This window comes from Amycolatopsis dongchuanensis (assembly GCF_039542405.1).
GTDB classification, from domain to species: domain Bacteria; phylum Actinomycetota; class Actinomycetes; order Mycobacteriales; family Pseudonocardiaceae; genus Amycolatopsis_E; species Amycolatopsis_E sacchari.
Genome location: NZ_BAABIB010000099.1, coordinates 1 through 23276 on the forward strand (window position 1 = coordinate 1; position 23276 = coordinate 23276).

At 68.9% G+C, this 23276-nt stretch carries 21 protein-coding genes; 2 read left to right on the forward strand and 19 right to left on the reverse strand.

Annotated elements, in window-relative coordinates:
- Positions 1-503: 503 nt before the first annotated feature.
- The 16 genes from nuoN to ABFX51_RS26770 all read right to left on the reverse strand — a co-directional run bounded on the left by nuoN (position 504) and on the right by ABFX51_RS26770 (position 18850).
- Positions 504-2066, reverse strand: a complete 1563-nt coding sequence (gene nuoN / locus ABFX51_RS26695; protein ID WP_091505141.1) for an NADH-quinone oxidoreductase subunit NuoN — start codon at positions 2064-2066, stop codon at positions 504-506.
- Positions 2067-2068: 2 nt separating this feature from the next.
- A complete protein-coding gene (locus ABFX51_RS26700; RefSeq protein WP_091505142.1) occupies positions 2069-3619 on the reverse strand; it encodes an NADH-quinone oxidoreductase subunit M in 1551 nt (516 codons plus the stop codon).
- Positions 3616-5511 (reverse strand): NADH-quinone oxidoreductase subunit L, encoded by a 1896-nt coding sequence (gene nuoL, locus ABFX51_RS26705; RefSeq protein WP_091505143.1) that lies wholly within the window; start codon positions 5509-5511, stop codon positions 3616-3618. Before nuoL ends, ABFX51_RS26700 begins: the two co-directional genes overlap by 4 nt.
- A 21-nt stretch (positions 5512-5532) precedes the next feature.
- Positions 5533-5832 carry an NADH-quinone oxidoreductase subunit NuoK gene (nuoK, locus tag ABFX51_RS26710; protein ID WP_091505144.1) on the reverse strand — a complete coding sequence of 100 codons (300 nt, stop codon included), beginning with the start codon at positions 5830-5832 and terminating at the stop codon, positions 5533-5535.
- Positions 5829-6770 (reverse strand): NADH-quinone oxidoreductase subunit J, encoded by a 942-nt coding sequence (locus tag ABFX51_RS26715; RefSeq protein ID WP_177228588.1) that lies wholly within the window; start codon positions 6768-6770, stop codon positions 5829-5831. Before ABFX51_RS26715 ends, nuoK begins: the two co-directional genes overlap by 4 nt.
- A gap of 466 nt (positions 6771-7236) precedes the next feature.
- Positions 7237-7803 (reverse strand): NADH-quinone oxidoreductase subunit NuoI, encoded by a 567-nt coding sequence (gene nuoI / locus ABFX51_RS26720; protein WP_091505146.1) that lies wholly within the window; start codon positions 7801-7803, stop codon positions 7237-7239.
- Positions 7790-9106, reverse strand: coding sequence for an NADH-quinone oxidoreductase subunit NuoH (gene nuoH, locus ABFX51_RS26725; protein ID WP_091505147.1), 1317 nt, complete (start codon positions 9104-9106; stop codon positions 7790-7792). Before nuoH ends, nuoI begins: the two co-directional genes overlap by 14 nt.
- Entirely contained in the window at positions 9103-11562 is a 2460-nt protein-coding gene (locus ABFX51_RS26730) for an NADH-quinone oxidoreductase subunit G (RefSeq protein ID WP_091505148.1), read from the reverse strand. Before ABFX51_RS26730 ends, nuoH begins: the two co-directional genes overlap by 4 nt.
- Positions 11559-12839, reverse strand: coding sequence for an NADH-quinone oxidoreductase subunit NuoF (gene nuoF, locus ABFX51_RS26735; protein WP_091505149.1), 1281 nt, complete (start codon positions 12837-12839; stop codon positions 11559-11561). Before nuoF ends, ABFX51_RS26730 begins: the two co-directional genes overlap by 4 nt.
- Complete coding sequence (gene nuoE / locus ABFX51_RS26740) at positions 12836-13540, reverse strand: NADH-quinone oxidoreductase subunit NuoE (RefSeq protein WP_091505150.1); 705 nt, start codon at positions 13538-13540, stop codon at positions 12836-12838. The genes nuoF and nuoE overlap by 4 nt, the downstream gene beginning before the upstream one ends.
- Positions 13540-14922: an NADH-quinone oxidoreductase subunit D gene (locus ABFX51_RS26745; RefSeq protein ID WP_091505151.1), complete on the reverse strand. Its 1383-nt coding sequence runs from the start codon at positions 14920-14922 to the stop codon at positions 13540-13542. Before ABFX51_RS26745 ends, nuoE begins: the two co-directional genes overlap by 1 nt.
- Positions 14919-15668: an NADH-quinone oxidoreductase subunit C gene (locus tag ABFX51_RS26750; protein WP_091505152.1), complete on the reverse strand. Its 750-nt coding sequence runs from the start codon at positions 15666-15668 to the stop codon at positions 14919-14921. Before ABFX51_RS26750 ends, ABFX51_RS26745 begins: the two co-directional genes overlap by 4 nt.
- Positions 15669-15674: 6 nt before the next feature.
- Complete coding sequence (locus ABFX51_RS26755) at positions 15675-16217, reverse strand: NuoB/complex I 20 kDa subunit family protein (protein ID WP_091505153.1); 543 nt, start codon at positions 16215-16217, stop codon at positions 15675-15677.
- Positions 16218-16219: 2 nt separating this feature from the next.
- Positions 16220-16576 (reverse strand): NADH-quinone oxidoreductase subunit A, encoded by a 357-nt coding sequence (locus tag ABFX51_RS26760; RefSeq protein WP_091505224.1) that lies wholly within the window; start codon positions 16574-16576, stop codon positions 16220-16222.
- 301 nt (positions 16577-16877) lie between these two features.
- Positions 16878-18149, reverse strand: a complete 1272-nt coding sequence (locus ABFX51_RS26765) for a geranylgeranyl reductase family protein (protein ID WP_091505154.1) — start codon at positions 18147-18149, stop codon at positions 16878-16880.
- Complete coding sequence (locus ABFX51_RS26770) at positions 18146-18850, reverse strand: demethylmenaquinone methyltransferase (protein WP_091505155.1); 705 nt, start codon at positions 18848-18850, stop codon at positions 18146-18148. The genes ABFX51_RS26765 and ABFX51_RS26770 overlap by 4 nt, the downstream gene beginning before the upstream one ends.
- 167 nt (positions 18851-19017) lie before the next feature.
- On the opposite strand from ABFX51_RS26770, the gene ABFX51_RS26775 reads away from it, so the two are divergent.
- Positions 19018-19983: a hypothetical protein gene (locus tag ABFX51_RS26775; RefSeq protein WP_091505156.1), complete on the forward strand. Its 966-nt coding sequence runs from the start codon at positions 19018-19020 to the stop codon at positions 19981-19983.
- Between the two features lie 4 nt (positions 19984-19987).
- Positions 19988-20920, forward strand: a complete 933-nt coding sequence (locus ABFX51_RS26780; protein ID WP_346055271.1) for a glycoside hydrolase family 43 protein — start codon at positions 19988-19990, stop codon at positions 20918-20920.
- A 108-nt stretch (positions 20921-21028) separates the two neighbouring features.
- On the opposite strand, the gene ABFX51_RS26785 is transcribed toward ABFX51_RS26780, so the two are convergent.
- From ABFX51_RS26785 to ABFX51_RS26795, 3 genes are all read right to left on the reverse strand, one after another.
- Positions 21029-21376 carry a hypothetical protein gene (locus ABFX51_RS26785; protein ID WP_346055272.1) on the reverse strand — a complete coding sequence of 116 codons (348 nt, stop codon included), beginning with the start codon at positions 21374-21376 and terminating at the stop codon, positions 21029-21031.
- Between the two features lie 172 nt (positions 21377-21548).
- On the reverse strand, positions 21549-21893 hold the full coding sequence (locus ABFX51_RS26790) for a hypothetical protein (RefSeq protein ID WP_091505159.1): 345 nt from the start codon (positions 21891-21893) through the stop codon (positions 21549-21551).
- A 428-nt stretch (positions 21894-22321) separates the two neighbouring features.
- Complete coding sequence (locus ABFX51_RS26795; protein WP_346055273.1) at positions 22322-23239, reverse strand: hypothetical protein; 918 nt, start codon at positions 23237-23239, stop codon at positions 22322-22324.
- Positions 23240-23276 lie beyond the last annotated feature (37 nt).

Below are 23276 nucleotides of genomic sequence, written 5' to 3' on the forward strand. Positions count from 1 at the left end.
CACCCCGAACAATCCACAACCCCTCCCCTCAATCCCCCACCTAATCCACAGAATCCCCAGAGTTATCCACAGCCCTCCCAGTTCTCCACAGCCCAGGGGCACCAAAGCGAAGTTCTCCACAACCCCCTCCCCCATCCACAGAATCCGATTCTGTTCCCCACCCCGCCCCCACTCCCGGCATGCTCGAACCATCTCCCCGGAAAGGAAAAGAGATGGCCGAGCTGAACACCCTCCCGATCCGCACCCGCAGCGCCGCACCCCGTGCCGAAGACGCCTTCCGCACCGAGCTGGCCGAGGCCCGAACCCGGGGCCTCGCCCGCAGACACCTGGCGAAGCTGCGCCACCTCGGCCTGCTCGGCTGCCATTGCGGCGAGCCGCCCCGCCAGACGACCGTGCACAAACACACCTGCTCGTACGACGACGTGCTCTCCGCCTTGCGCGCCAACGAAAACGGGGCGCCCGGGCCTCACCGGCCCCAGACGCCCCGTGCTTCGCCTACCGCGTCAGAAAGCGAACGTGCCGGCCCCCGCCCAGCCGAGCGCGAACGAAGGCGCCACGCCGAGCAGCAGCGTGACGATCACCCCGAGCGTGATCGCGGCGGTGGTGAACGCCCCCGGCACGCTGACGGTCGGCCCCTCGGGCGCGGGCTGCGAGAAGTACATCAGCACCACCACCCGCAGGTAGAAGAACGCCGCGACGGCGCTGAACACCAGCGCGATCACCACCAGCGGCGCCATCCCGTCCCGCAGCGCGGCCGAGAACACGACGAACTTCCCGACGAACCCACTCGTCAGCGGGATTCCGGCGAGTGCCAGGAGCAGGAACGTGAACACGCCGGCGAGCACCGGCGAACGTTTCGCCAGCCCTGCCCAGGCGGACAGATGCGTCGCCTCGCCGGAGGAGTCGCGCACCAGCGACACGACCCCGAAGGCGGCGAGCGTCGTGAAGCCGTAGGCCAGCAGGTAGAACAGCGTGCCCGACAGCCCCTGGTCGGTCATCGCGAGCGTGCCCACCAGCAGGAACCCGGCATGGGCGATGGACGAGTACGCGATCATGCGCTTCACGTCCGTCTGCGTCAGGCCGAGGACCGCGCCGATCACCATCGACACGATCGCGACCGCCCACAGCACGCCACGCCATTCCCAGCTCGTCGACTCGAACCCGACGGTCAGCACCCGCAGGATCCCGCCGAACGCGGCGACCTTGGTGCACGCGGCCATGAACGCGGTCACCGGGGTCGGCGCGCCCTGGTAGACGTCCGGCGTCCAGGTGTGGAACGGCCCGACCGACCCCTTGAACAGCAGGCCCACCACGAGCAGGCCCATACCGGCGAACAACATCATGTCCGACCGGTCGGAGCCGGCGGCGGCGTGCGCGATGTCGGCGAGCTTCACCGAGTTCGCGTAGCCGTAGAGGAGCGCGAGGCCGTACAGGAAGAAGGCCGACGAGAAGGCACCGAGCAGGAAGTACTTGACCGCCGATTCCTGGGAGAGGAGACGGCGACGGCGGGCGAGCCCGCACATCAGGTACAGCGGCAGGCTCAGCACCTCGAGCGCGATGAACATCGTCAGCAGGTCGTTGGCCGCGCAGAAGGTCATCATGCCGCCGAGCGCGAACAGCGTCAGCGGGAAGACCTCGGTCTGCATCCCGGTGGAACCCACCTGGGCCCGGTCCTGGAACGTGCCGGGCCGGATGGCCGCCTGGGCGACGAACGCGCCCCCCGGCTCGACCGACCGGTCGGCGATCAACAGCACCGCGCCGAGTGCCAGTGCGAGCAGCGTGCCCCACAGGAACAGGGCGGGCTTGTCCACCGAGACCGCTCCGGCGAGGGTGGTCAGCCCTGCCACCGGCGAGCCGCTGACGTAGACGGCCAGCGAGACACCGGCCGCGACCAGCGCGGTCAGGCACAACACGACCTGTCCCGGCCAGCGCATGTGCCGCGGCAGGAACGCCTCGAACAGCACACTGACGCAGCCCGCCGCGAGGATGATCAGCACCGGCAGGATCGCCGCGTACTCGATCTGCGGCGTCGCGATCTGCCCTTGCTGGGCCAGCACGTGGATCACTTTCAGTGCCCTCCTTGCACGGCCGAAAGCGTGGCCTGCACCGACGGTCCCACCGTGTCGAGCACGGGTTTCGGGTAGAAGCCGAGTCCGATGATCAGCACGACCAGGGGAACCAGGATCGCGAGCTCCTTGCCGCCGAGATCCCGGATGCTCTTCCTGGCGCCGAGTTCGGGCGCGATGGCGGTTCCCGGCCCGCCACCCGCACCGACCAGCGCGTCGCCCCGGACGGGGCCGGTCATGATGCGCTGGTAGAGCCACAGCACGTAAGCGGCGGCGAGCACCATGCCGACGGTCGCGAGGATCGCGTACACCGGCTGGGTTTCGAACGAGCCCAGCAGCACCAGGAACTCACTGACGAAGGAGTTGGTACCCGGCAAGGACAAAGTGGACAGACCCGCGATGAGCAGCATCCCGCCCAGCAGAGGAGTCACCTTGTACATCCCGCCGTAGTCCGAGATCCGGGTCGAGCCGCCGCGCGCGATGACCAGGCCCAGCACGACGATGAGCATGCCCGTCGCCAGGCTGTGGTTGAGCATGTAGGTCACCGAGCCGACGGTCGCCTGCTGGGTGAAGGCGAAGATGCCCAGCGCGATGAACCCGAAGTGCGCGATCGACACGTAGGCCACGAAGCGCTTCATGTCCTGCTGCCCCGCGGCGAGGATCGAGCCGTAGAGCACGCCGATCACCGCCAGGATCAGCACGAGCGGCGCGAGGGTCTTGCTGGCCTCGGGGAACATCGGCAGGTTGTAGCGCAGCAGACCGAACGTGCCGACCTTGTCCAGCACGCCGACGATCAGCACCGCGACGCCGATGGGCGCCTCGCCCGCCGCGTCGGGCAGCCAGGTGTGGAACGGCACGAGCGGCGCCTTGATCGCGAACGCCAGGAAGAAACCGAGGAACAGCCAGATCTGCGTGCTCGTCGGGGCGTCCCTGACGACCGTGACCAGGGTGGCCCAGTCGAACGTGCCCTTGCCCAGCTTGTCCGCGGCGAGCGAGTACGCGCCGATCGCCGAGGCCAGCATGATCAGCCCGCCGAGGAAGGAGTACAGGAAGAACTTGACCGCCGCGTACTGCCGGTTCGCGCCGCCGTAGCCGCCGATGAGGAAGTACATCGGGATCAGCATGATCTCGAACAGCACGTAGAACAGGAACACGTCGGTGGCGGCGAACACCGCGATCGTCAGCGCCTGCTGGACGAGGATCAGCGCGAGGTACCCGCCCGCGCTGCGCCCCTCGGGCAGCTTGTCCGCGGTGCCCAGCGCGCCGATCACGATCGGCACCAGGAACGTGATCACCGCGATCATGATGAGCGCGATGCCGTCGACGCCGAACGCGATGTGGATGCCGAAGGTCGGGATCCAGTCCATCGACGTGGTCTGCTGCAGGCGGTCACCGCTGGGGTGGTAGGTCGCCCACATCGGGATCATCAGCAGGAACTCGACGATCGAGAACGCCAGCGCCACCGTCACGGCCAGCCGGTCGTTCCTGCGCAGCCCGCACAGGACGAGCGCGCCGACCAGCGGCAACAGGATGAGGGCCAGTACCCAGGTCATGAGAACCTCACCAACAGCAGAGCCGCGACCAGTACGAACGAACCGGCCAGCATGGACAGGGCGTACGAGCGGACGAACCCGGTCTGCAGGCGCCGCAGCCGCCCGGAGCCGCCACCGAGCGCGGCGGCGAGACCGTTGACGGCGCCGTCGACGCCCCGGCTGTCCAGGTACACCGAGAACCGGGTGAGCCACATGCCCGGAGTGGCGACCAGCGCCTCGTTCAGCGCGTTGCCGTAGAGGTCCTTCCTGGCCGCCCGGACCAGGCCGGACACGTTCTGCGGCCGCTCGACCGGGGTGTCCCGGCGCCCGACCACCAGCCACGCCACGAGCACGCCCAGTGCGGAGAGGAGGACCGTCAACCACGGGATCAACGAGTGCGGGATCGCCGTGTGCTCGGCCTCGCCGAGTTCACCCAGCGCCGGTTCGAGCCAGTCGGACAACCGGGAACCCAGGGAAAGGAACGCGCCGGCGCCGACGGAACCGATCGCCAGGATGATCATCGGCACGGTCATCACCTTCGGCGACTCGTGCGGGTGGAACTCGCGGCCGTCGCTGCTCTTGAGTTCCTTCCAGCGTTCCTTGCCGAAGAAGGTCATCAGCACCAGGCGCGTCATGTAGAAGGCGGTGAGCGCGGCGCCGAGCATCGCGGCGAGGCCGAACACCCAGCCGCGCCAGCCCTCCTGGCCGAACGCCGCCTCGATGATCGCGTCCTTGGAGAAGTAGCCCGACAGGAAGGGGAACCCGATGAGTGCGAGGTAACCGAGGCCGAACGTCACGAAGGTGATCGGCATCCGCTTGTACAGCCCGCCGAACTTGCGCATGTCGACCTCGTCGTTCATGCCGTGCATGACCGAACCGGCACCGAGGAACAGCCCGGCCTTGAAGAAGCCGTGCGTCAGCAGGTGCATGATGCCCAGCGCGTAGCCGAACGGCCCGAGCCCGACGGCGAGCATCATGTAGCCGATCTGGCTCACCGTCGAATAGGCGAGCACCTTCTTGATGTCGTCGTAGGCGCAGCCGATGATGCACCCGATCAGCAGCGTGACCGCGCCGACGAGGGTGACGATGAGCCGTCCGCTCTCGGTCTCGTTGTAGATCGGGTTGGCGCGGGCGACCAGGTACACCCCCGCGGTGACCATCGTCGCGGCGTGGATCAGCGCCGACACCGGGGTCGGGCCCTCCATGGCGTCGGGCAACCAGGCCTGCAGCGGGAACTGACCGGACTTGCCGCACGCACCCAGCAGCAGCAGGATCGCGATCGCGGTGATCACGCCGGCTGGTGCGTCGCCGATGCGGTCGAACACGCCCGCGTAGCTGACCGTCCCGAGGTACTTGTACATCAGGAAGATCGCCAACGCGAGGCCGACGTCACCGACGCGGTTCATCAGGAAGGCCTTCTTCGCGGCGGTCGCCGCCGACGGCCGGTCCGTGTACCACCCGATGAGCAGGTACGACGCCAGACCGACACCCTCCCAGCCGAGGTACAGGGTGATGAAGTTGTTGCCCAGCACCAGAACCAGCATCGAGGCGACGAACAGGTTGAGGTACCCGAAGAACTTCCGCCGGTTCGCGTCGTCCGCCATGTAACCGATGGAGTAGATGTGGATCAGCGAACCCACACCGGTGATCAGCAGGACGAAGACGAGGGACAGCGCGTCGATGCGGAACCCGAAGTCGACCGTGAGGTTGCCGACCGGGAACCACGAGTAGAACGTCGTGTCGGTGGGGTGACCGTCGCTGCCGAAGAACAACGCCAGCCCGTACGCGAACGACGCGATGACCGTGACACAGCCGAGCAGGTGCCCCCACGCGTCCGTGCGCCGCCCCCCGGCCAGCAGGATCAACGCACCCAGAGCCGGGAACGCGACCAGCAGCCACGATGATGCGATCACTGTGCAGCTCTCCTAGTGCCTCTAGTACTTCAGCAGGTTCGTGTCGTCGACGGAGGCCGAGCGGCGGGTGCGGAAGATGGCCATGATGATCGCCAGCCCGACCACGACCTCCGCGGCGGCGACGACCATCACGAAGAACGCCATCACCTGTCCGTCGAGGCTGCCGTTGATGCGGGAGAACGTGACCAGCGACAGGTTCACCGCGTTGAGCATCAGCTCGATGCACATGAACACGACGATCGCGTTGCGCCGCACCAGCACGCCCACCGCACCGATGGAGAACAGCAGCGCGGACAGCAGCAGGTAGTAGGTGGGAGTCACTTCTTCTCCTCCGAACCGGTCAGCGCGGGCGCTTCCTCGCGCGCATCCGACCCGGCGGCACCCGCCGCACCGGCGCCCGCCTCCGCCGAACCCGCGCCCGGACCGGAGCCGGAGCCGGGATCGCCGTGCGTGCCCGCGGTCGAGCCGGTCAGCGCGTGGGCGTCCGGGTGCGGCTCCTTGCCCTCGACGCGCTTGCGTTCGGCTTCGAGCTGCGCGGTGGGGGTGGACTCGATGATCGCGGACAGGGACTCCTGCGCCACCGTGCCGTCCGGCAGCAGCGCCGGGGTCATGACCGAGTGCGAGGTCGCGAAGACACCGGGGCCGGGCTTCGGCGAGATGCGCTCGTACTCGCCGCGGAACCGGGCCTCCACGAGTTCCTTCTGCGTGCGACGGCTGCGCTTCTCGTGGAACGCCAGCACCATCGCGCCGAGCGCGGCGGTGATGAGCAGAGCCGACGTCAGCTCGAACGGGAACAGGTAGTCGGTGAAGATCATCCGGCCGAGCCCGCCGGGTGTGCCGTTGGGCGCGGGTGCCGGGGTCACGTTCGCCAGCGCGTTGATCAGGCCCGTGACGATCAGCCCGGCGATCCCGATACCGAGGATGCCCGCCCACAGCCGTTGTCCCCGCAAGACCTCGACCACGGAGTCGGAACTCTCGCGGCCGACGAGCATCAGCACGAACAGGAACAGCATCATGATCGCGCCGGTGTAGACGATGATCTGGGTGAAGCCCAGGAACGGCGCCTGCTGCACGAGGTACAGCACGCCGAGCGAGAACATCGTCATCGCGAGGAACAGTGCGGAGTGGACGGCGCTGCGCGCGAAGATCAGCCCCAGCGCCCCGAGCAAGGCGATCGGCCCGAGGATCCAGAACGCGACGGCCTCGCCGGTGGACGTGCTCTGGTCGACCGCCTGCGCCAGCACCAGTGAACTCAGCATGCCGCCGCCTCCTCCTGCGAGATAGCCCTGCGCAAGGCCGCCCGGGCGGAAACCACCGAGCGCGAGACCGCCTCACCAGCGGGCACCAAGGGCGAGGCCGCCCCCGCCGGAACCGCCGCACGCGAGGCCGCCCTGGCCGGGACCACCGCGCGCGAGGCCACCGCACGAGAGGCCACCCCACCCGGAGCGACCGAGCACGAGGCCGCCCTGGCCAGAACCGCCGAGCGCAAGACCGCCCCACCCGGAGCCACCGAGCGCGAGGGCGCCGTAGCCGGGACCACCGCACGCGAGACCGCCCTGGCCGGAACCACCGCACGCACGACCGCCGCCTGCGAGGCCAACCCGGCCGAAACCACCGAGCGCGAGGCCGCCCCGGCCGAAACCACCAAGCGCGACGCCGCCTCACCGGAGCTGGCGGCCCGCGCCGGGACCCTCCGCGACACCGCGGCGGCCGGAACCGAGCCGGTCATGAGATGACCTCCTCGCGGGCCGTTTCCACCGTCTCGCCCGAGGGGACGCCGCGGCCGCGGGCCAGCTCCGGGCCGTTGACGTAGTAGTCCTGCTCGTCGTCGCCGAGGCGCATCGGGTGGGGCGGCTGCTCCATGCCCGGCAGCAGCGGCGCCAGCAGATCCTCCTTGGTGTAGATCAGCCGCTGGCGGTCGTCGTCGGCGAGCTCGTAGAAGTTGATCATCGTCAGGGAGCGCGTCGGGCAGGCCTCGATGCACAGGCCGCAGCCGATGCACCTGAGGTAGTTGATCTGGTAGTCCTTGCCGTACCGCTCACCGGGCGAGTACCGCGCGTCCTCGGTGTTGTCGCCGCCCTCGACGAAGATCGCGTCCGCCGGGCACGCCCACGCGCACAGCTCGCAGCCGACGCACTTCTCCAGCCCGTCCGGGTGCCGGTTGAGCTGGTGCCGCCCGTGGTACCGCGGCGCGGCCGGCGCACCGGCCTCCGGGTACTCCTCCGTCGCCACCTTCTTGAACATCATCCCGAAGGTGACGCCAAAGCCCTTGATCGGATCAAACAGTCCCATCGGAACTCCCCACCTGCGCCGGTTCCCCGGCCTCCACAGCCGGACGGCGCCTCGTCTTCGACCGGTCCGGCACCTGCGGCACCTTCAGGTCCAGCGGCGGCAGCGGATAACCGCCGCCCGTGATCGGCACGCGGTCGTCGTCCGCCGGCGGGCGGCGGTCCGGCATCAGGAACGCGATCGCGATCGCGACGACGGCCACGACCACCACGCCGATCACGATCTGCGACGTCGTCAGCCCGCCGTTGTTGCGGATCGCCCTGATCGCGGTCACGACCACGATCCACAGCAGGTTCGCCGGGACCAGCACCTTCCAGCCCAGCTTCATGAACTGGTCGTAGCGGAACCGCGGCAGCGTGCCGCGCAGCCAGATGAAGCCGAACAGCAGCGCGAACAGCTTGATCCCGAACCAGATCAGCGGCAGCCAGCCCCGGTTCAGCGGCGAGTCGAGCCCGACGAACGGGAACATCCAGCCGCCGAGGAACAACGTCGTCGCGAACGCCGAGACGATCACCATGTTCACGTACTCGGCGAGGAAGAACATCGCGAACTTCATCGACGAGTACTCCGTGTGGAACCCGCCGACCAGCTCCGACTCCGCCTCCGGCAGGTCGAACGGCGCCCGGTTCGTCTCGCCGACCATCGAGATCAGGTAGATCACGAAACTCGGCAGCAGCAGGTAGAAGTACCACCCGCCGGCCTGGGCGTGCACGATGTCGCCGGTGGACATCGACTGCGCGTAGAGCACCACGGCCACGATGGACAGGCCCATCGCGATCTCGTACGAGATCACCTGCGCCGCCGACCGCAGCCCGCCGAGCAGCGGGTACGGCGAGCCCGACGACCAGCCGGCGAGCACGATGCCGTACACGCCGACCGACGAGCAGGCCAGGATCACGAGCACCCCGACCGGCAGGTCGACCAGCTGCAGCACGGTCTGCTCACCGAAGATCGACACCTGCGGCCCGAACGGCACCGCCGACAACGCGATCAACGACGGGACCACCGCGATCACCGGCGCCAGGAAGTACACCTTCCGGTCGGCGGTGTCGGGGATGACCTGCTCCTTGAACGGGAGCTTCAGCGCGTCCGCCAGCGACTGCAGGTACCCGCCCGGCCCGACGCGGTTCGGTCCCGGCCGGTTCTGCATCCGGCCGACCGCCTTGCGCTCCCACACGATCAGGAAGATCGTCATGATCGGCCCGATCAGCAGGATCACGACGGCCTTGATGAGGATGAGCCACCACGGGTCGTCCGCGAGCAGCTCCGCCCTGGTCATCGGTTCCTGCATGAGGTACGGGTTCATCGCGCGCCTCCCGGTTCGAGGGAAACCACAGCTCCGTGCCCGGCGCCGAGCGCCGTCCGCACCCGCGAGCCGTCGGAGTTCGACGGCAGCCAGACCACGCCCTCGGGCAGGTCCGCCGCTTCGACGGGCAGCGTGACCGAGCCGCGGCCGGTCGACACGGTCACCGTCTCGCCCAGCTGCTCCGCCGTCGAGGGCGCCACCCGCGCGACGGGCTTGCGCGCCGTCCCCGCCAGGTGGGGCTCGTCGACCTGGAGCGAGCCGTTGTCGATCAGCTGCCGCCACGTCGACAACCACGCCTCGCCCTTGCCGAGCGGTTCGAGCGACGCCGGCGTCACAGCCGTGAAGGCGGGACGCGCGGTGTACGCGGGCAGACGCGACAGGTCGCCGTACGCGGCCGCCGGGGTCTGCGTGAACAGGTCGGCGTCCATCTCGACGGCCAGCGTGTCGAGCACCCGGCCGTCCGGCAGGGCGCCGCTGTTCTCGATCGTGATGTCGAACGCGCGGCGGCGGCCCTCCCAGTTGAGGTAGCTGCCCGCCTTCTCCACGTCCGGCGCGATCGGCAGCACCACGTCCGCGCGCTCGGTGACCTCGCTCGGCCGCAGCTCCAGGCTGACGACGAACTCGGCGCGGTCCAGCGCGCGGCGCGCCAGCTCCGGGTCGGGCAGGTCGTTCGGGTCGACACCGCCGACCACCACTCCGCCGAGCACGCCTTCCGCGAGCGCCGCGAGGATGCCGGTGGTGTCGCGTCCGGGTTCGGACGGCACCTGCACGCCCCACGCCGTCGAGACCTCCGCGCGGGCCGCCTCGTCGGTGACGGGACGGCCGCCGGGCAGCAGCGTCGGCGCCGCACCGGCTTCGAGCGCTCCGCGCTCACCGGCCCGCCGCGGGATCCAGGCGACGCGCGCGCCGGTCCGCGAGGACAACGCGTGCACCGCCGAGAACAGGCCCGGCACCTCGGCCGCCCGCTCCCCGACCAGGATCACCGCGCCCTCCTGTGCCAGCGCCGCGTCGAGGTCCGGCGCGTGCTCGGCGAGTGCCGCGAGCGCCGCGGGTTCCCCACCCGGCGGGCAGGCGAGCAGCTCACCGAACGTCTTGCGCACCGACGACGTGGTCCACTGTCCCAAGTGGACGACCTTGGCACGCCGCTTCCTGGCCGCCTTGCGCAGCCGCAGGAACACGATCGGCGCCTCGTCCTCGGGCTCGAACGCCACGCACAGCACGGTCGGCGCGTTCTCGATCGCCGCGAAGGTGACACCGTTCTCCGGCGTGGTGCCGACGACCTGCGAAGCGAGGAACGACAGCTCCTCCGCCGAGTGCGCCCGCGCGCGGAAGTCGATGTCGTTGGTACGCAAGGCGATCCGGGCGAACTTCGAGTACGCGTACGCGTCCTCCAAGGTCAGTCGCCCGCCGGTCAGCACGCCGACACCGCGCGTGTCACGCGCCTTGGTCAGCCCGTCGGCGGCCGCTCGCAAGGCCTCGGTCCACGAAGCCTCACGCAGCGTCCCCGACGAGTCCCGCACCAGCGGGCGCCGGATGCGGTCGGCGGTCTGCGCGTACCGGAACGCGAAGCGGCCCTTGTCGCAGATCCACTCCTCGTTGACCTCCGGGTCGTTGCCGGCGAGCTTGCGCATCACCTTGCCGCGCCGGAAGTCCGTCCGCTCCGCACAGCCGGACGAGCAGTGCTCGCAGACGCTGGGCGAGGACACCAGGTCGAACGGCCGCGAGCGGAACCGGTACTGCGCCGACGTCAGCGCGCCGACCGGGCAGATCTGGATCGTGTTCCCGGAGAAGTACGACTGGAACGGCTTGCCCGAAGACGTGCGGGACGCCATGTCCAGCACATCCGCCGTCTCGGCCGTCCCGATCTGCTGGTGCGCCCCGCGCTCCAGCAGGTCGATGAACGGGTCACCGGCGATCTGCGCGGAGAACCGCGTGCACCGCTGGCACAGCACGCACCGCTCGCGGTCGAGCAGCACCTGCGTCGAGATCGGCAGCGGCTTCGGGAACGTGCGCTTCTTGTCGTGGAAGCGGGATTCCGCGCGGCCGTGGGCCATCGCCTGGTTCTGCAGCGGGCACTCGCCGCCCTTGTCGCACACCGGGCAGTCCAGCGGGTGGTTGATGAGCAGCAGCTCCATCACACCCTGCTGCGCCTTGTCCGCGACCGGCGACGTCAGCTGCGTCTTCACGACCATGCCGTCGGCGACCGTCATGGTGCACGACGCCTGCGGCTTCGGCATCGGCCGACCGCCCATCTCCACCTCGACGAGGCACTGGCGGCACGCGCCCGCCGGGTCGAGCAGCGGGTGGTCGCAGAACCGCGGGATCACCGTGCCGAGCCGTTCCGCGGTGCGGATCAGCAGCTCGCCCTTCGGCGCGATGACCTCCTCGCCGTCGATCGTGAGCCGCACATACCCCTCAGGCACCTCGACCTTGGGTTCCTCTGGCGCCATCGTCATGCCTGCGCTCCCACCAGCTCACGCTTGTTGCTCTCGCACAGTGCGAGGAACTCGTCCCGGAAGTACTTGATGCCACTGGTGATCGGGCTGACCGCGCCGTCACCGAGCGCGCAGAACGACCGGCCGAGGATGTTGTCGCAGACGTCGAGCAGCGTGTCGATGTCCTCGGGCGTGCCGCGGCCCTCGACCATCCGCTCCAGGATCTGCGCCAGCCAGTACGTGCCCTCGCGGCACGGCGTGCACTTGCCGCACGACTCGTGCTCGTAGAACTGCGTCCACTTCATCACGGCCCACGGCACGGACACCGTCTCGTTGAACACCTGGACCGCGGTGGTGCCGAGCATCGAGCCCGCCTCGGCGGCGCCCTCGAAGTCCAGCGGCACGTCCAGGTGCTCGGCGGTGAACAGCGGCGTCGACGAGCCGCCCGGCGTCCAGAACTTCAGCGGGATGCCGTCCTTCATGCCGCCGCACAGCTCCAGCAGCTGCCGCAGGGTCGTGCCCAGCGGCGCCTCGTACTGGCCGGGCCGCTCGACGTGGCCGGAGATCGAGTAGATCTTCGGGCCGGGCGACTTCTCGCGCCCCATCTTGCGGAACCAGTCGGACCCGGCGTTGACGATGTACGGCGCGCTCGCGATCGTCTCGACGTTGTTCACCGTGGTCGGCGCCGCGTAGAGGCCCGCGGCCGCGGGGAACGGCGGCTTGAGCCGGGGCTGCCCGCGACGGCCTTCGAGCGAGTCGAGCAGTGCCGTCTCCTCGCCGCAGATGTACGCACCCGCGCCCGCGTGGACGGTGATCTTGAGGTCGTAACCCGAGCCGAGGATGTTCTCGCCCAGGTACCCGGCCGCCTCCGCCTCGCGCACCGCCGCGTTCAGGCGGCGGATGCAGTGCAGCGCCTCACCGCGCACGTAGATGAAGCAGTGGTGCGAGCGCATCGCGTACGACGCGATGATGCAGCCCTCGATGAGCGAGTGCGGGTCCGCCATCATCAGCGGGATGTCCTTGCACGTCCCGGGTTCGCCTTCGTCGGCGTTGATCACCAGGTAGTGCGGCTTGTCCTCGTTCGGCGGCATGAAGGACCACTTCACACCGGCCGGGAAACCGGCACCGCCACGACCGCGCAGGCCCGCGTCCTTGATCAGCTGCACGAGCTGTTCCGGCGTACCGGAAAGCGCTTTCCGGACCGCCGTGTAACCCTCGAGCTGCTCGTAGGTCGACAACCGCCACGAGTTCGGCGACAACCAGCGCTTGGTCAGCACCGGGGTCAACGGGTCGCTCATTTCGCCTCCACCTCCGGCAGCGGAACGTCCTCCATCACGGGCGCCGTCCAGCCGCGCTCAGCGGCCAGGCTGGCTCCGCGCAAGGTCTCCACCGCCTGCGACGGACCGTCCACCTGGGACCGGAACGTCTCCTCGTCCTCGGGGAAGAAGCCTGCGAGCTGAAGCTCCGCCCCCTTGAAGTCCGTCAGCGGCGCACCCCGTGTCGGCGCGGGCTTTTCCCCGCGCTGCAACGCTTTCACGAGTTCGAGCGCCGACTCCGGCGACTGCTTGTCGTAGTACTCGTAGTTGACCTGCAGCACCGGCGCGAGGTCGCATGCCGCCAGGCACTCCGCGTGCTCCAGCATGATCGAACCGGGCTCGCCCGGCTCCCCGGAAACCTCTTCGTGCCCCACACCCAGGTGCTCGGACAGCTGCTGGTAGATCGCGTCACCGCCGAGCGCCGCGCACAACGTGTTGGTGCAGACGCTGACCAGGTGCTCGCCGCACGGCCGCCGCTTGTACATGGTGTAGAACGTCGCGACCGCGCTCACCTCGGCCTCGGTCAGCCCGAGCTGCTCCGCGCAGAACGCGATGCCCTCCTGGCTCACGTAGCCCTGCACCGACTGCACGAGGTGCAGCATCGGCAGCAGCGCCGAGCGGGACTGCGGGTACCGCCCGATCAGGTCCTGCGCCTTCGCGACCGTGTCGTCGTCGAAAATCATCAGCGGTCCACTCCCCCCATCACGGGGTCGATCGAGGCGACGGCGGCGATCACGTCAGCCACCAGGCCGCCCTCGGACATCGCGGGCATCGACTGCAGGTTCACGAAACTCGGTTCCCGCACGTGCACCCGCCACGGCCGCGTGCCGCCGTCGGACACGACGTGGAAACCGAGCTCCCCGCGCGGCGACTCGACCGGCGCGTACACCTGCCCCGGCGGCACCTTGAAGCCCTCGGTGACCAGCTTGAAGTGGTGGATCAGGGACTCCATCGACTGGCCCATGATCTTGCGGACGTGCTCGAGCGAGTTGCCCATGCCGTCGCTGGAGATCGACAGCTGCGCAGGCCACGCGATCTTCTTGTCCTCGACCATCACCGGCCCGGGCTCGTCGAGCCGCTTGAGCACCTGCTTGATGATCCGCAGCGACTGGTGCATCTCCTCGACGCGGCACAGGTACCGCGCCCAGCAGTCGGCCTCGGTGGAGGTCGGGATGTCGAACTCGAACTCGTCGTAGGAGGAGTACGGCTCGACCTTCCGCAGGTCCCACGGCAGCCCGGCCGAGCGCAGCACCGGGCCGGTGACGCCGAGCGCGAGGCACGCGTCCACGGGCAGGTAGCCGACGCCCTTGAGCCGGTTGCGCCAGATCGGCTGACCGGTGAACAGCTTGTCGTACAAGGGAAGCCGCTTGTCCATCACCTTGACGAACTCGCTGATCTTCGCGTGCGCGTCCGTCGGCAGGTCCTGCGCGACCCCGCCGGGCCGGATGAACGCGTGGTTCATCCGCAGGCCGGTCAGGTACTCCAGCAGGTGCAGCACCTCTTCGCGCTCGCGGAAGCCGAGCGTCATCGCCGTGGTGGCACCGAGTTCCATGCCGCCGGTCGCGATGTACACCAGGTGCGAGCCGATGCGGTTGATCTCGCACAGCAGCACGCGGATCAGCTGCGCCCGCTTCGGCACCTCGACGCGCAGCAGCTTCTCCACCGCGAGGCAGTACCCGAGCTCGTTGAACAGCGGCGACAGGTAGTCCATGCGCGTCACGAACGTGACGCCCTGGGTCCACGTGCGGTACTCGGTGTTCTTCTCGATCCCGGTGTGCAGGTAGCCGATGACCGAGCGCAGCTGGGTGACGGTCTCGCCCTCCAGCTCCAGCACGAGCCGGAGCACGCCGTGCGTCGACGGGTGCTGCGGCCCCATGTTGATGACCATGCGCTCGTCGTGGTCGGCGTCGGACAGCACGTCGTCCCAGTCGCCACCGCTGACGTGGTAGACGCGGCCTTCCGTGGTTTCGCGCGACTCCGCGTAGTCCACGTTGTCGGTGCTGTCGGCACCGGGAGCGGTCGTGTCCGTCCCCGTCGTGACGTCCGAAAGCCGGTCGGTAGTCATGAGTACGACCTCCGCTGGTCCGGCGGCGGGATCTCCGCGCCCTTGTACTCCACGGGAATTCCGCCGAGCGGGTAGTCCTTGCGCTGCGGGTGCCCGTCCCAGTCGTCGGGCATCAGGATGCGCGTCAGCGACGGGTGTCCGTCGTAGACGATGCCGAACATGTCGTAGGCCTCCCGCTCCTGCCAGTCGGCGGTCGGGTACACCTCGACGACCGACGGCACGTGCGGGTCGTCGACCTCCGCCGTGACCTCCAGCCGGATGCGGCGGCGGTAGGTCATGGACGTCAGGTGGTACACCGAGTGCAGCCGTTGCGGCACGTCCGGCCCGTAGTCCACACCGGACACCGAGCTGCACAGCTCGAACCGCAGCCCCGCGTCGTCGCGGAGGATCCGGCAGGCCTGCACGAGGTACCGCTTGTCCAGGTACAGCGTGATCTCGCCGCGGTCGACGGTGATCTGCTGGACGGCCTCGGCGGGCACGCCGTTTTCGCCCAGTGCGGCGAAGAACTGGTCGGCGAACTCGTCGAACCAGCCGCCGAACGGCCGTTCCGCGGGCGGCGGTGAGTACGCGGGCAGGCGCAGCCCGCCGTAACCCGACGTGTCACCGCTGTCGTGCACCCCGAACATGCCGCGGCGTTCGCGGCCCGCCACCACCGGCTGGGCCGGCCGCGCGCCTTCCGGCCGCAGCCCGACCTCGCGCTCGGCGCTCGACTGCTCGTCGCCGGTCTCTGGTTTCTCTTCAGGCACAGGGGATCACTTCTTTGCGTACTTGACCGACGACGGGATCAGCTCGGTGCGGTGCCCCGCCTTGAGCGCGGCGCGGCGCGGCCCCATCGGCTCGTCCTGGATCTTGGCGTGCAGCTTGAGGATCGCGTCGAGCAGCATCTCCGGCCGCGGCGGGCAGCCCGGCAGGTACATGTCCACCGGCACGATGTGGTCGACGCCCTGCACGACCGCGTAGTTGTTGAACATCCCGCCAGACGAGGCGCACACGCCCATCGCGAGCACCCAGCGCGGCTCGGCCATCTGGTCGTAGATCTGCCGCAGCACCGGCGCCATCTTCTGCGTGACGCGGCCGGCGACGATCATCAGGTCGGCCTGCCGCGGCGTCGCGCTGAACCGCTCCATGCCGAAGCGCGCGATGTCGTACCGGGAACCGCCCGTGGTCATCATCTCGATGGCGCAGCAGGCGAGGCCGAACGTCGCGGGCCACAGCGAGTTCTTGCGCGCCCAGTTGACCAGGCCTTCGAGGCTGGCCAGCAGGATTCCGTTGGGGAGCTTCTCTTCGAGACCCATCTTCAGTTCCAATCCAGCCCGCCGCGCCGCCACACGTAGGCGTAGGCGAAGCCGACCGTCGCGATGAACAACACGATCTCCACCAGGCCGAACAGGCCGAGCGAGTCCGCGGAGACCGCGAACGGGTAGAGGAAGACCATCTCGATGTCGAACAGGATGAACAGCATCGCGGTGATGTAGTAGGCGACGGGCATCCGGCCGCCGCCGACGAGCGGCTGCGGTGAGGGCTCGATGCCGCACTCGTAGGCCTGCAGCTTGGCCTTGTTGTACCGGCTCGGCCCGACCAGCGGCCCGAGCAGCACGGAGAGCACGGCGAACGCCGCCGCCAGCACGAACAACAGGACCAACGGCACGTACATCGCCGGACTGGCGGACGCGCCCTGCGCTAACACCACGTGTCCCACTCCTTCCGCAGCGTCGCGGAGATTGTGAATTTGTTCACAAGCCTTCCGTCGAAGTTGTGAACGGGTTCACAAAGCATGGGGGCAGTGTAGGACGCGGCTCACATTGTTGTCGCGGGGTCCTTGGTTTAAGGGAGCCCTAACTTCCGGGAGGGCCCGCGAAGGCCCTCAGGCCCCAGACCTGGGAGGAAAGGAACAAGATCAGCTGGGCTGCCCGTTTTCACGGAGAGTCAATGTGACGTAACCCACGCGAGAGGTGTCACGCGCTCGGCGTAAGCCGGGCCGCGAGCGCGATCATCCGGTCCACGGCGTCCCCGCCGCGGGCGTCGTAACAGCCGGAAAGCCCCTTGTAGATGAGCGGGATGAGGGGGTTGACACGCAGCCCGTACTTGGTCGCGGCCCGCATGACCTTCGGGTGCCCGATGGCCTTCGCGAACAGGTTGCCGAGCCGGTAGTACCCGCCCATCAGCTCCTTCAGTGCCACTGGGTAACCGTGCAGCGCCCGTTCGCGGGACGGACCCTCCGGCCGGGCGAGCGCCTGCGCGACGAACTCCGCGGCCAGCTGCGCCGACTCCATCGCCGACGAGATGCCCTCGCCGTTGAACGGGCTCACCATGCCGCCGGCGTCGCCGAGCAGCAGCAGCCCGTTCCGGTAGTGCGGGGTGCGGTTGAAGCCCATCGGGAGCCCCGCGCCGCCGATGCGGCCGATCGCGTTCTCCTCGCGGTAGCCCCACTCCTCGGGCGTCGAGTCGAGCCACGAGCGCAGCAGCGCGCGGTAGTCGGTGTTGCGGAAGGCCTTGGACGTGGACAGCATGCCGAGCCCGATGTTGACCGTGCCGTCGCCGAGCGGGAACGCCCAGCCGTAACCGGGCAGCAGCTTCGGGTTCCGCGGGTCGCTGCGGTCCCAGAGCTCCAGGTGCCCCTCGATGAACGGGTCGTCGTGGCGCGGGCTCTTGTAGTACCGGCGGACGGCGACACCCATCGGCCTGCGGTCGTCGGAGTCGATGCCGACGGACCGGGCGAGCTTGGCGTTGACGCCGTCGCAGGCCAGCACGAGCGGGGCGTGGTAGCGGACCGGCGTCTTCTCCGGGCCGACCTTCGCCTCGACGCCGATGACCCGGCCCGTGCGCTCGTCGGTGATCGCGCCGGTGACGTTCGTGCGCTCCTGCAGCCGCGCCCCCGCCTTGACCGCGGTCTTCGCCAGCAGGTCGTCGAAGTCGAAGCGGGTGCGGGAAACGCCGTAGGGCGGGTAGCTGGTCAGCTCCGGCCAGTCGAGTTCGAGGGTGAGCTCGCCGGTGAGGATGCGCAGGCCGCGGCTGTGCACCCAGCCCGCCTCGGGGCTGGTGTCGATACCCAGGTCGATCAGCTGCTTCACGCCGCGGGGCGTGATGCCGTCACCGCAGACCTTCTCGCGCGGGAACTCCGTCTTCTCCAGCAGGAGCACGTCGAGCCCGGCACGCGCCAGGTACGTGGCCACGGTCGACCCGGCCGGGCCGGCACCGACGACGATCACCTGGGCATCGAGAGTCATGCTTCCGAGTTTAGAGGGGGCTTCGAAGCGCGATGGATGGCGACGACGCCGAACGTGAGGTTCAACCACTCCACCCGATGCCACCCGGCCTCGGCGATCGTCTGCGCGAACGCCCGCTGGTCCGGCCACGCCAGCATCGACTCCGCGAGGTAGGAGTACGCCTCCGGGTTGCTGGAGCTGAACCGGCCGAACAAGGTCATCACGCGGAGCAGGAACTTGCGGTACAGGAACCGGATCGGCGTGAACGGCGGCGTCGAGACCTCGCAGATCACCAGCCGGCCGCCCGGCTTGACCACGCGGGCGATCTCGACGAGCGCGGCCTTGGTGTCGACGAAGTTGCGGATGCCGAAGCTGATCGTGGCCGCGTCGAAGCTCTCGTCGGCGAAGGGCAGGTGCAGCGCGTCCGCGGCCACCATCGGCACGCCGCGGTGCCTACCGTTGCGCAGCATCCCGAGCGAGAAGTCCGCGGCCAGGCACCACGCTCCGCCCCGCGCGTACTCGGCGGTGGAGACACCGGTACCGGCGGCGAGGTCGAGCACCTTCTCCCCCGGCTTCGCGTCGAGCACGTGCGAGGTGATCGTGCGCCAGCGCCGGTCGAAGCCGAAGGTCATGACGGAGTTCGCGCGGTCGTAACCGCGCGCGACGCCGTCGAACATGGCGGCGACCTCGTGCGGGTCCTTGTCGAGGTTCGCTCGGGGCATGGCTAGAACTTTAGGGGCGGCCCTCGCCACCTCGTTCAGGCCACCTGCCACTACTTCCATCGAGCGAACTCCGCCCCAACAGGTGTGAAGTTTCCCCCACCGGGCTACCTGTGTGTTGCGGGTAGCAGGCGGTGACGGGAGGGGCACGATCCGTGGGTGACAAACGGATGAGCGTAGAGACCGGCCGCCGAGGCTTCCTCCTCCTGTCCGCCGCCGGGGTGCTCAGCGCGTGCGCCGGACCGATGGTCACCGTCGCCGGCCGCCCGAACGCGGCGCCGCCGACCGCTCCCGTACCCGTTCCCGCCCCGCCGCCTCCACCGCCGGTGTCGCCGGCCACCCCGTCGCCGCTCGCGGTCACCAACGCGGAGCCGACCGGTCCGCTGCGCGTCGGGTTCTGCGGCGGCCCGAACGCCCCCGCCCTGGGCCGCATGACCGGCAACCTGGTCGCGGCCGGCGAGGAACTGACCCGGCAGATCTCCGCGTACCGCACCGACGGCCCGATCCAGCCCGTCGTCGAGCTGATCGCCACGCGCGTCATCTCCACTCCCGGCGCGGACGGGCTCTACCGCAGCCGCGAGAGCGACTCCAGCATCCAGTCCTACTTGGACGAAGCGCGACGGCTGAAAGGCTTGCTGCTGCTGAACATTCAGCCCGGCCACGCCGATTTCCCCACCGAAGTCAGGGCCTTCGAGCGGTGGCTGACCGAGCCCGACGTCGGCCTCGCACTCGACCCGGAGTGGGCGGTGGACCCCGGCGTCCGGCCCGGCCAGAAGTTCGGGCACGTCACCGGCGCGGTGCTCGACCAGGTCGCCACCTACGTGTCAGAGCTCGTCAGCAGTCACAACCTGCCGCCGAAGATGATGGTGTACCACCAGGTCGCCACGTCCGTCGTGCGCGACGAGGGCGATCTCAAGCCGCACGACGGGGTCGTGCCGATCAAGGTCGTCGACGGCATCGGCAGCCGCGAAGCCAAGATCACGACCTGGAACCTCGTGATGCGGCAGAAGCCCGCCCACGTCCAGGCGGGGTTCAAGCTCTTCTACGACGAGGACACGCGCCGCGGTGCCCCGCTGATGAAACCGGAAGAGGTGCTGGCGCTGCGTCCCGCACCGACGTACGTCGTCTACGAGTGAGGTCATGAAGAAGAGCAGGCTGCGGGCGTTGTCCGTGGCGGCGGTGGCCGCCGTGCTCACCACCGGCGCCGCCCGCGTCGACCCCGCCACCCCGAAGTTGTTGATCAACCAGGATTTCCCGGATCCGGCCGTGCTCCAGTCGGCGAACGGTTACTACGCCTACGCCACCCGGGGTGGCTCGGCGAGGATCCCGTACGCGGTCGCGTCGTCGGCGGACGGCCCGTGGAAGGTGCAGGGCGACGCCCTCGCCCGGAATCCCGCGTGGGCCAAGCCGGACGGCGCGTTCTGGGCGCCGGACGTCGGCCGGATGAACAACGGTCAGTACCGCGTGTACTTCTCCGCCCAGCTGCCCGGCGACAACCGCATGTGCATCGGCACGGCGACCTCGTCGTTGCCCACGGGCCCGTTCAACCCGGTGGACAGCGCGCCACTGGTCTGCCCGCCCGAGGACGGCGGCGACATCGACCCACAGTCCTTTGTGGATTCCGACGGGAAGCACTACCTGCTGTACAAGAGCAACGCGGGGCCGACGACCATCTGGTTGCAGGAGGTCACGAACGACGGAGGAACTCTGGTTGGCGGCCGCATCCCGTTGCTCCGCGCCGACCGCCCCGAAGAACGTGGTGACGTGGAAGCGCCTTCACTGGTCAAGATCGGCTCGGGGTACGTGCTCTTCTACTCCGCCGACTCCTTCGACAACGTCGACTACCACACGGGATACGCCACCTCTGCGTCGCTGAAAGGCCCGTACACCAAGGCATCCCAGCCACTGCTGACCACCGGCGGCCTCGGCAGCCAGGTCAACGGTCCCGGCGGAGCCGACGTGACCGCCCAGCGGGTCTTCTTCCACGGCTGGCTCTCCCCCGACCACCACAACGGGCGCGGCATGTACTCCCTGCCCGTCCGCTTCGAGGGCGGCAAACCCGTGGCGGGCTGAGCACAAAAACGATGCGGGACCCGGACCTGTAGGTCCGAGCCCCGCATCCCTCCACCCACCGGCAAACCCGAACGGGGAACCTTCGTTCGGCGCAGCCGGGAGCCTGTATCAGTTGTCCTGCGACGTGCCGCCGTCCTCGATGGCACCGGAAGCGCAGTTCTGCGGGTCCTCGCCGGCCGCGTCGCTGTCGCCCTCGGACAGGATCGGAACGCTGAGGCCCTTGGCGACGTCCTGCACCGGGACCTGAACACCCAGGACGTTGATGTTGTCCTTGCAGACGCCCACGGCGGCGTTCACGTTGTGCAGGACGTCCAGGTTGTTCAGGTTCGCCAGCGCGGACTGGTCGGTGTCACCATCGTAGTGGTGGCTGCCGACCTCGGCGGCGGAAGCGGTGCCACCCAGCATGGTCACACCGGCGGCGATGGCAGCGGCAGCGAAGCCAACCTTCTTAAGCACTGAAACAACTCCTCGAGAATCGGTTCGGAACTACTTCGGAAAAAAGGTGCGGCCAACCGGCACGAGGTGGGCCGGGTGCACGATCGGGGTCGTGTACCCGAACCCACCTCGCATCACCGGCCGCTGGGATTCCGGTTCGGGCGGACCGGAAACCCGTCGAGCGGCCTGGAACTCAGTTGTCCTGGCTCGTGCCGCCGTCTGCGACGCCACCGGAGGCGCAGTTCATCGGGTCCTCGCCCTCGGCGCTGCTCGAACCCTCGGAGAGGATCGGCACACCGATGCCCTTCAGGGCGTCCTGGATCGGCACCTGGACACCCAGGACGTTGATGTTGTTCTTGCACACACCCAGGGTCGCGTTCACGTTGTGCAGGGCGTCCAGGTTGTTGACGTTGACCAGACCCACCTGCTGGTCGTCGCCGTCCCGGTTGTGGTGGGATTCGCTCGCCGAAGCCACGCCGCCCAGCAACATCATGCCAGCGGCCGCTCCCGCGGCCACGAAACCCATCTTCTTCAACACAAGGAACTCCTCAGAGGTTTCGGATTCAGGGACACCGGGCTTGTTCTACGAGAGATCATTTTCCCTGCCCGTGCAGCAAAAGTACCCAGCATCGGCCACTCACTCCACCGGGCGCCACCATCGTGTCACGGCGCGAGCCTCTGACCGAACCTTTAGTCGCCCGTTGGTGTGTATGCGCTTTCTCTGCCGAGCTGGGCTGGAGTTCCTGTGCTACTTGACCTCGCCGCGGAAGCCGGCGCGGAACCCGGCGGACTTTCCCCGCGGCGGCGTGTCGAATTCCTTGCCACCACTGCCGACAGTACAGTTCGATCGGCCGCAGTGGAAGCTGTTCTCGTTGGGGGACAAGGGAGTGGGAAAGGCTCTGCGCCGGCCGAGACCGGCGCAGAGCCCGTTCCACAACAGATCTTGCCGGTCAGACGACGGCAGGATCAGTCGTCGTCGTCCCCGAACGCGGTGAACGAGCCACTCGTGTTCGAGTAACTCGCGGCACCCGCCGGGCCCGCCGCGGCACTGCCCGTGTGGTAGACAGCGCCGTCCTCGTCCGCGCCGCTCAGCTGGTGCCACGAGCTGGCGCCCGCGGGACCGGCGGAGTGGCTCCACTGCGCGTAGGCCGAGTGGTCGTCGACGGCCAGGGCGGCGGTGCCGTGAGAGCTGGCACCGCCGGGACCGGCCGACGTGGCGGATTCGTGGTGCGCCGCAACGCTCACCGGCTCGTCGACCTCGTCGTAGACGACGTCGTCGTCCACGTCCTGGCAACCGCAGTCGTTGTCTTCGTGGTGGTGCACGACGGGCCTGTCCACCACGTGGTGCACGGTGTGGTGTTCGTCGACGTCGTGGCAGCCGCAGTCGTAGTCATCGTCGTCGGCGTCGTGCACCACGACCACCGGGTGCTCGTCGGCTTCATGGCAGCCGCCTCCGCACCCGTTGTCGTCGGACTCGTGCACGACCACGTGGTGGACCTCTTCGTCGCCGTCACAACCACCGCCGCACTTGTTGTCGTCGGTGATCTTGTGACGGCCAGCCGTGTACCCGTGGTGGTTGTCCGACCAGTGGTGGCCGATCCAACCGTCCTCGTCGTTGTCCCCGCTGCTGGAAGCAACGTCGAAGATCCCGGCGCCACCGACGCCGGCCCACGAACCTTCGGCGGCGTAGGACGCGCCATCGTCGTCCGCCGAGGCGCTCTGGTCGAACACCCCGGCACCCCACGATCCGGCGTAGGCACCGGAGGCACCGTAGGAGCTGCCGCTCCAGTCGTGCCAGGGGTCGGCACTCGCGGTGCCGCTCATGAACAGGAACAGGGGTGCCACAAGCACTCCGGCTCCCGCCACCTTTTTGCGCAGAGACATCTTCGGTCTGTCTCCCTTTCAACAGTGAAAGGCGGCC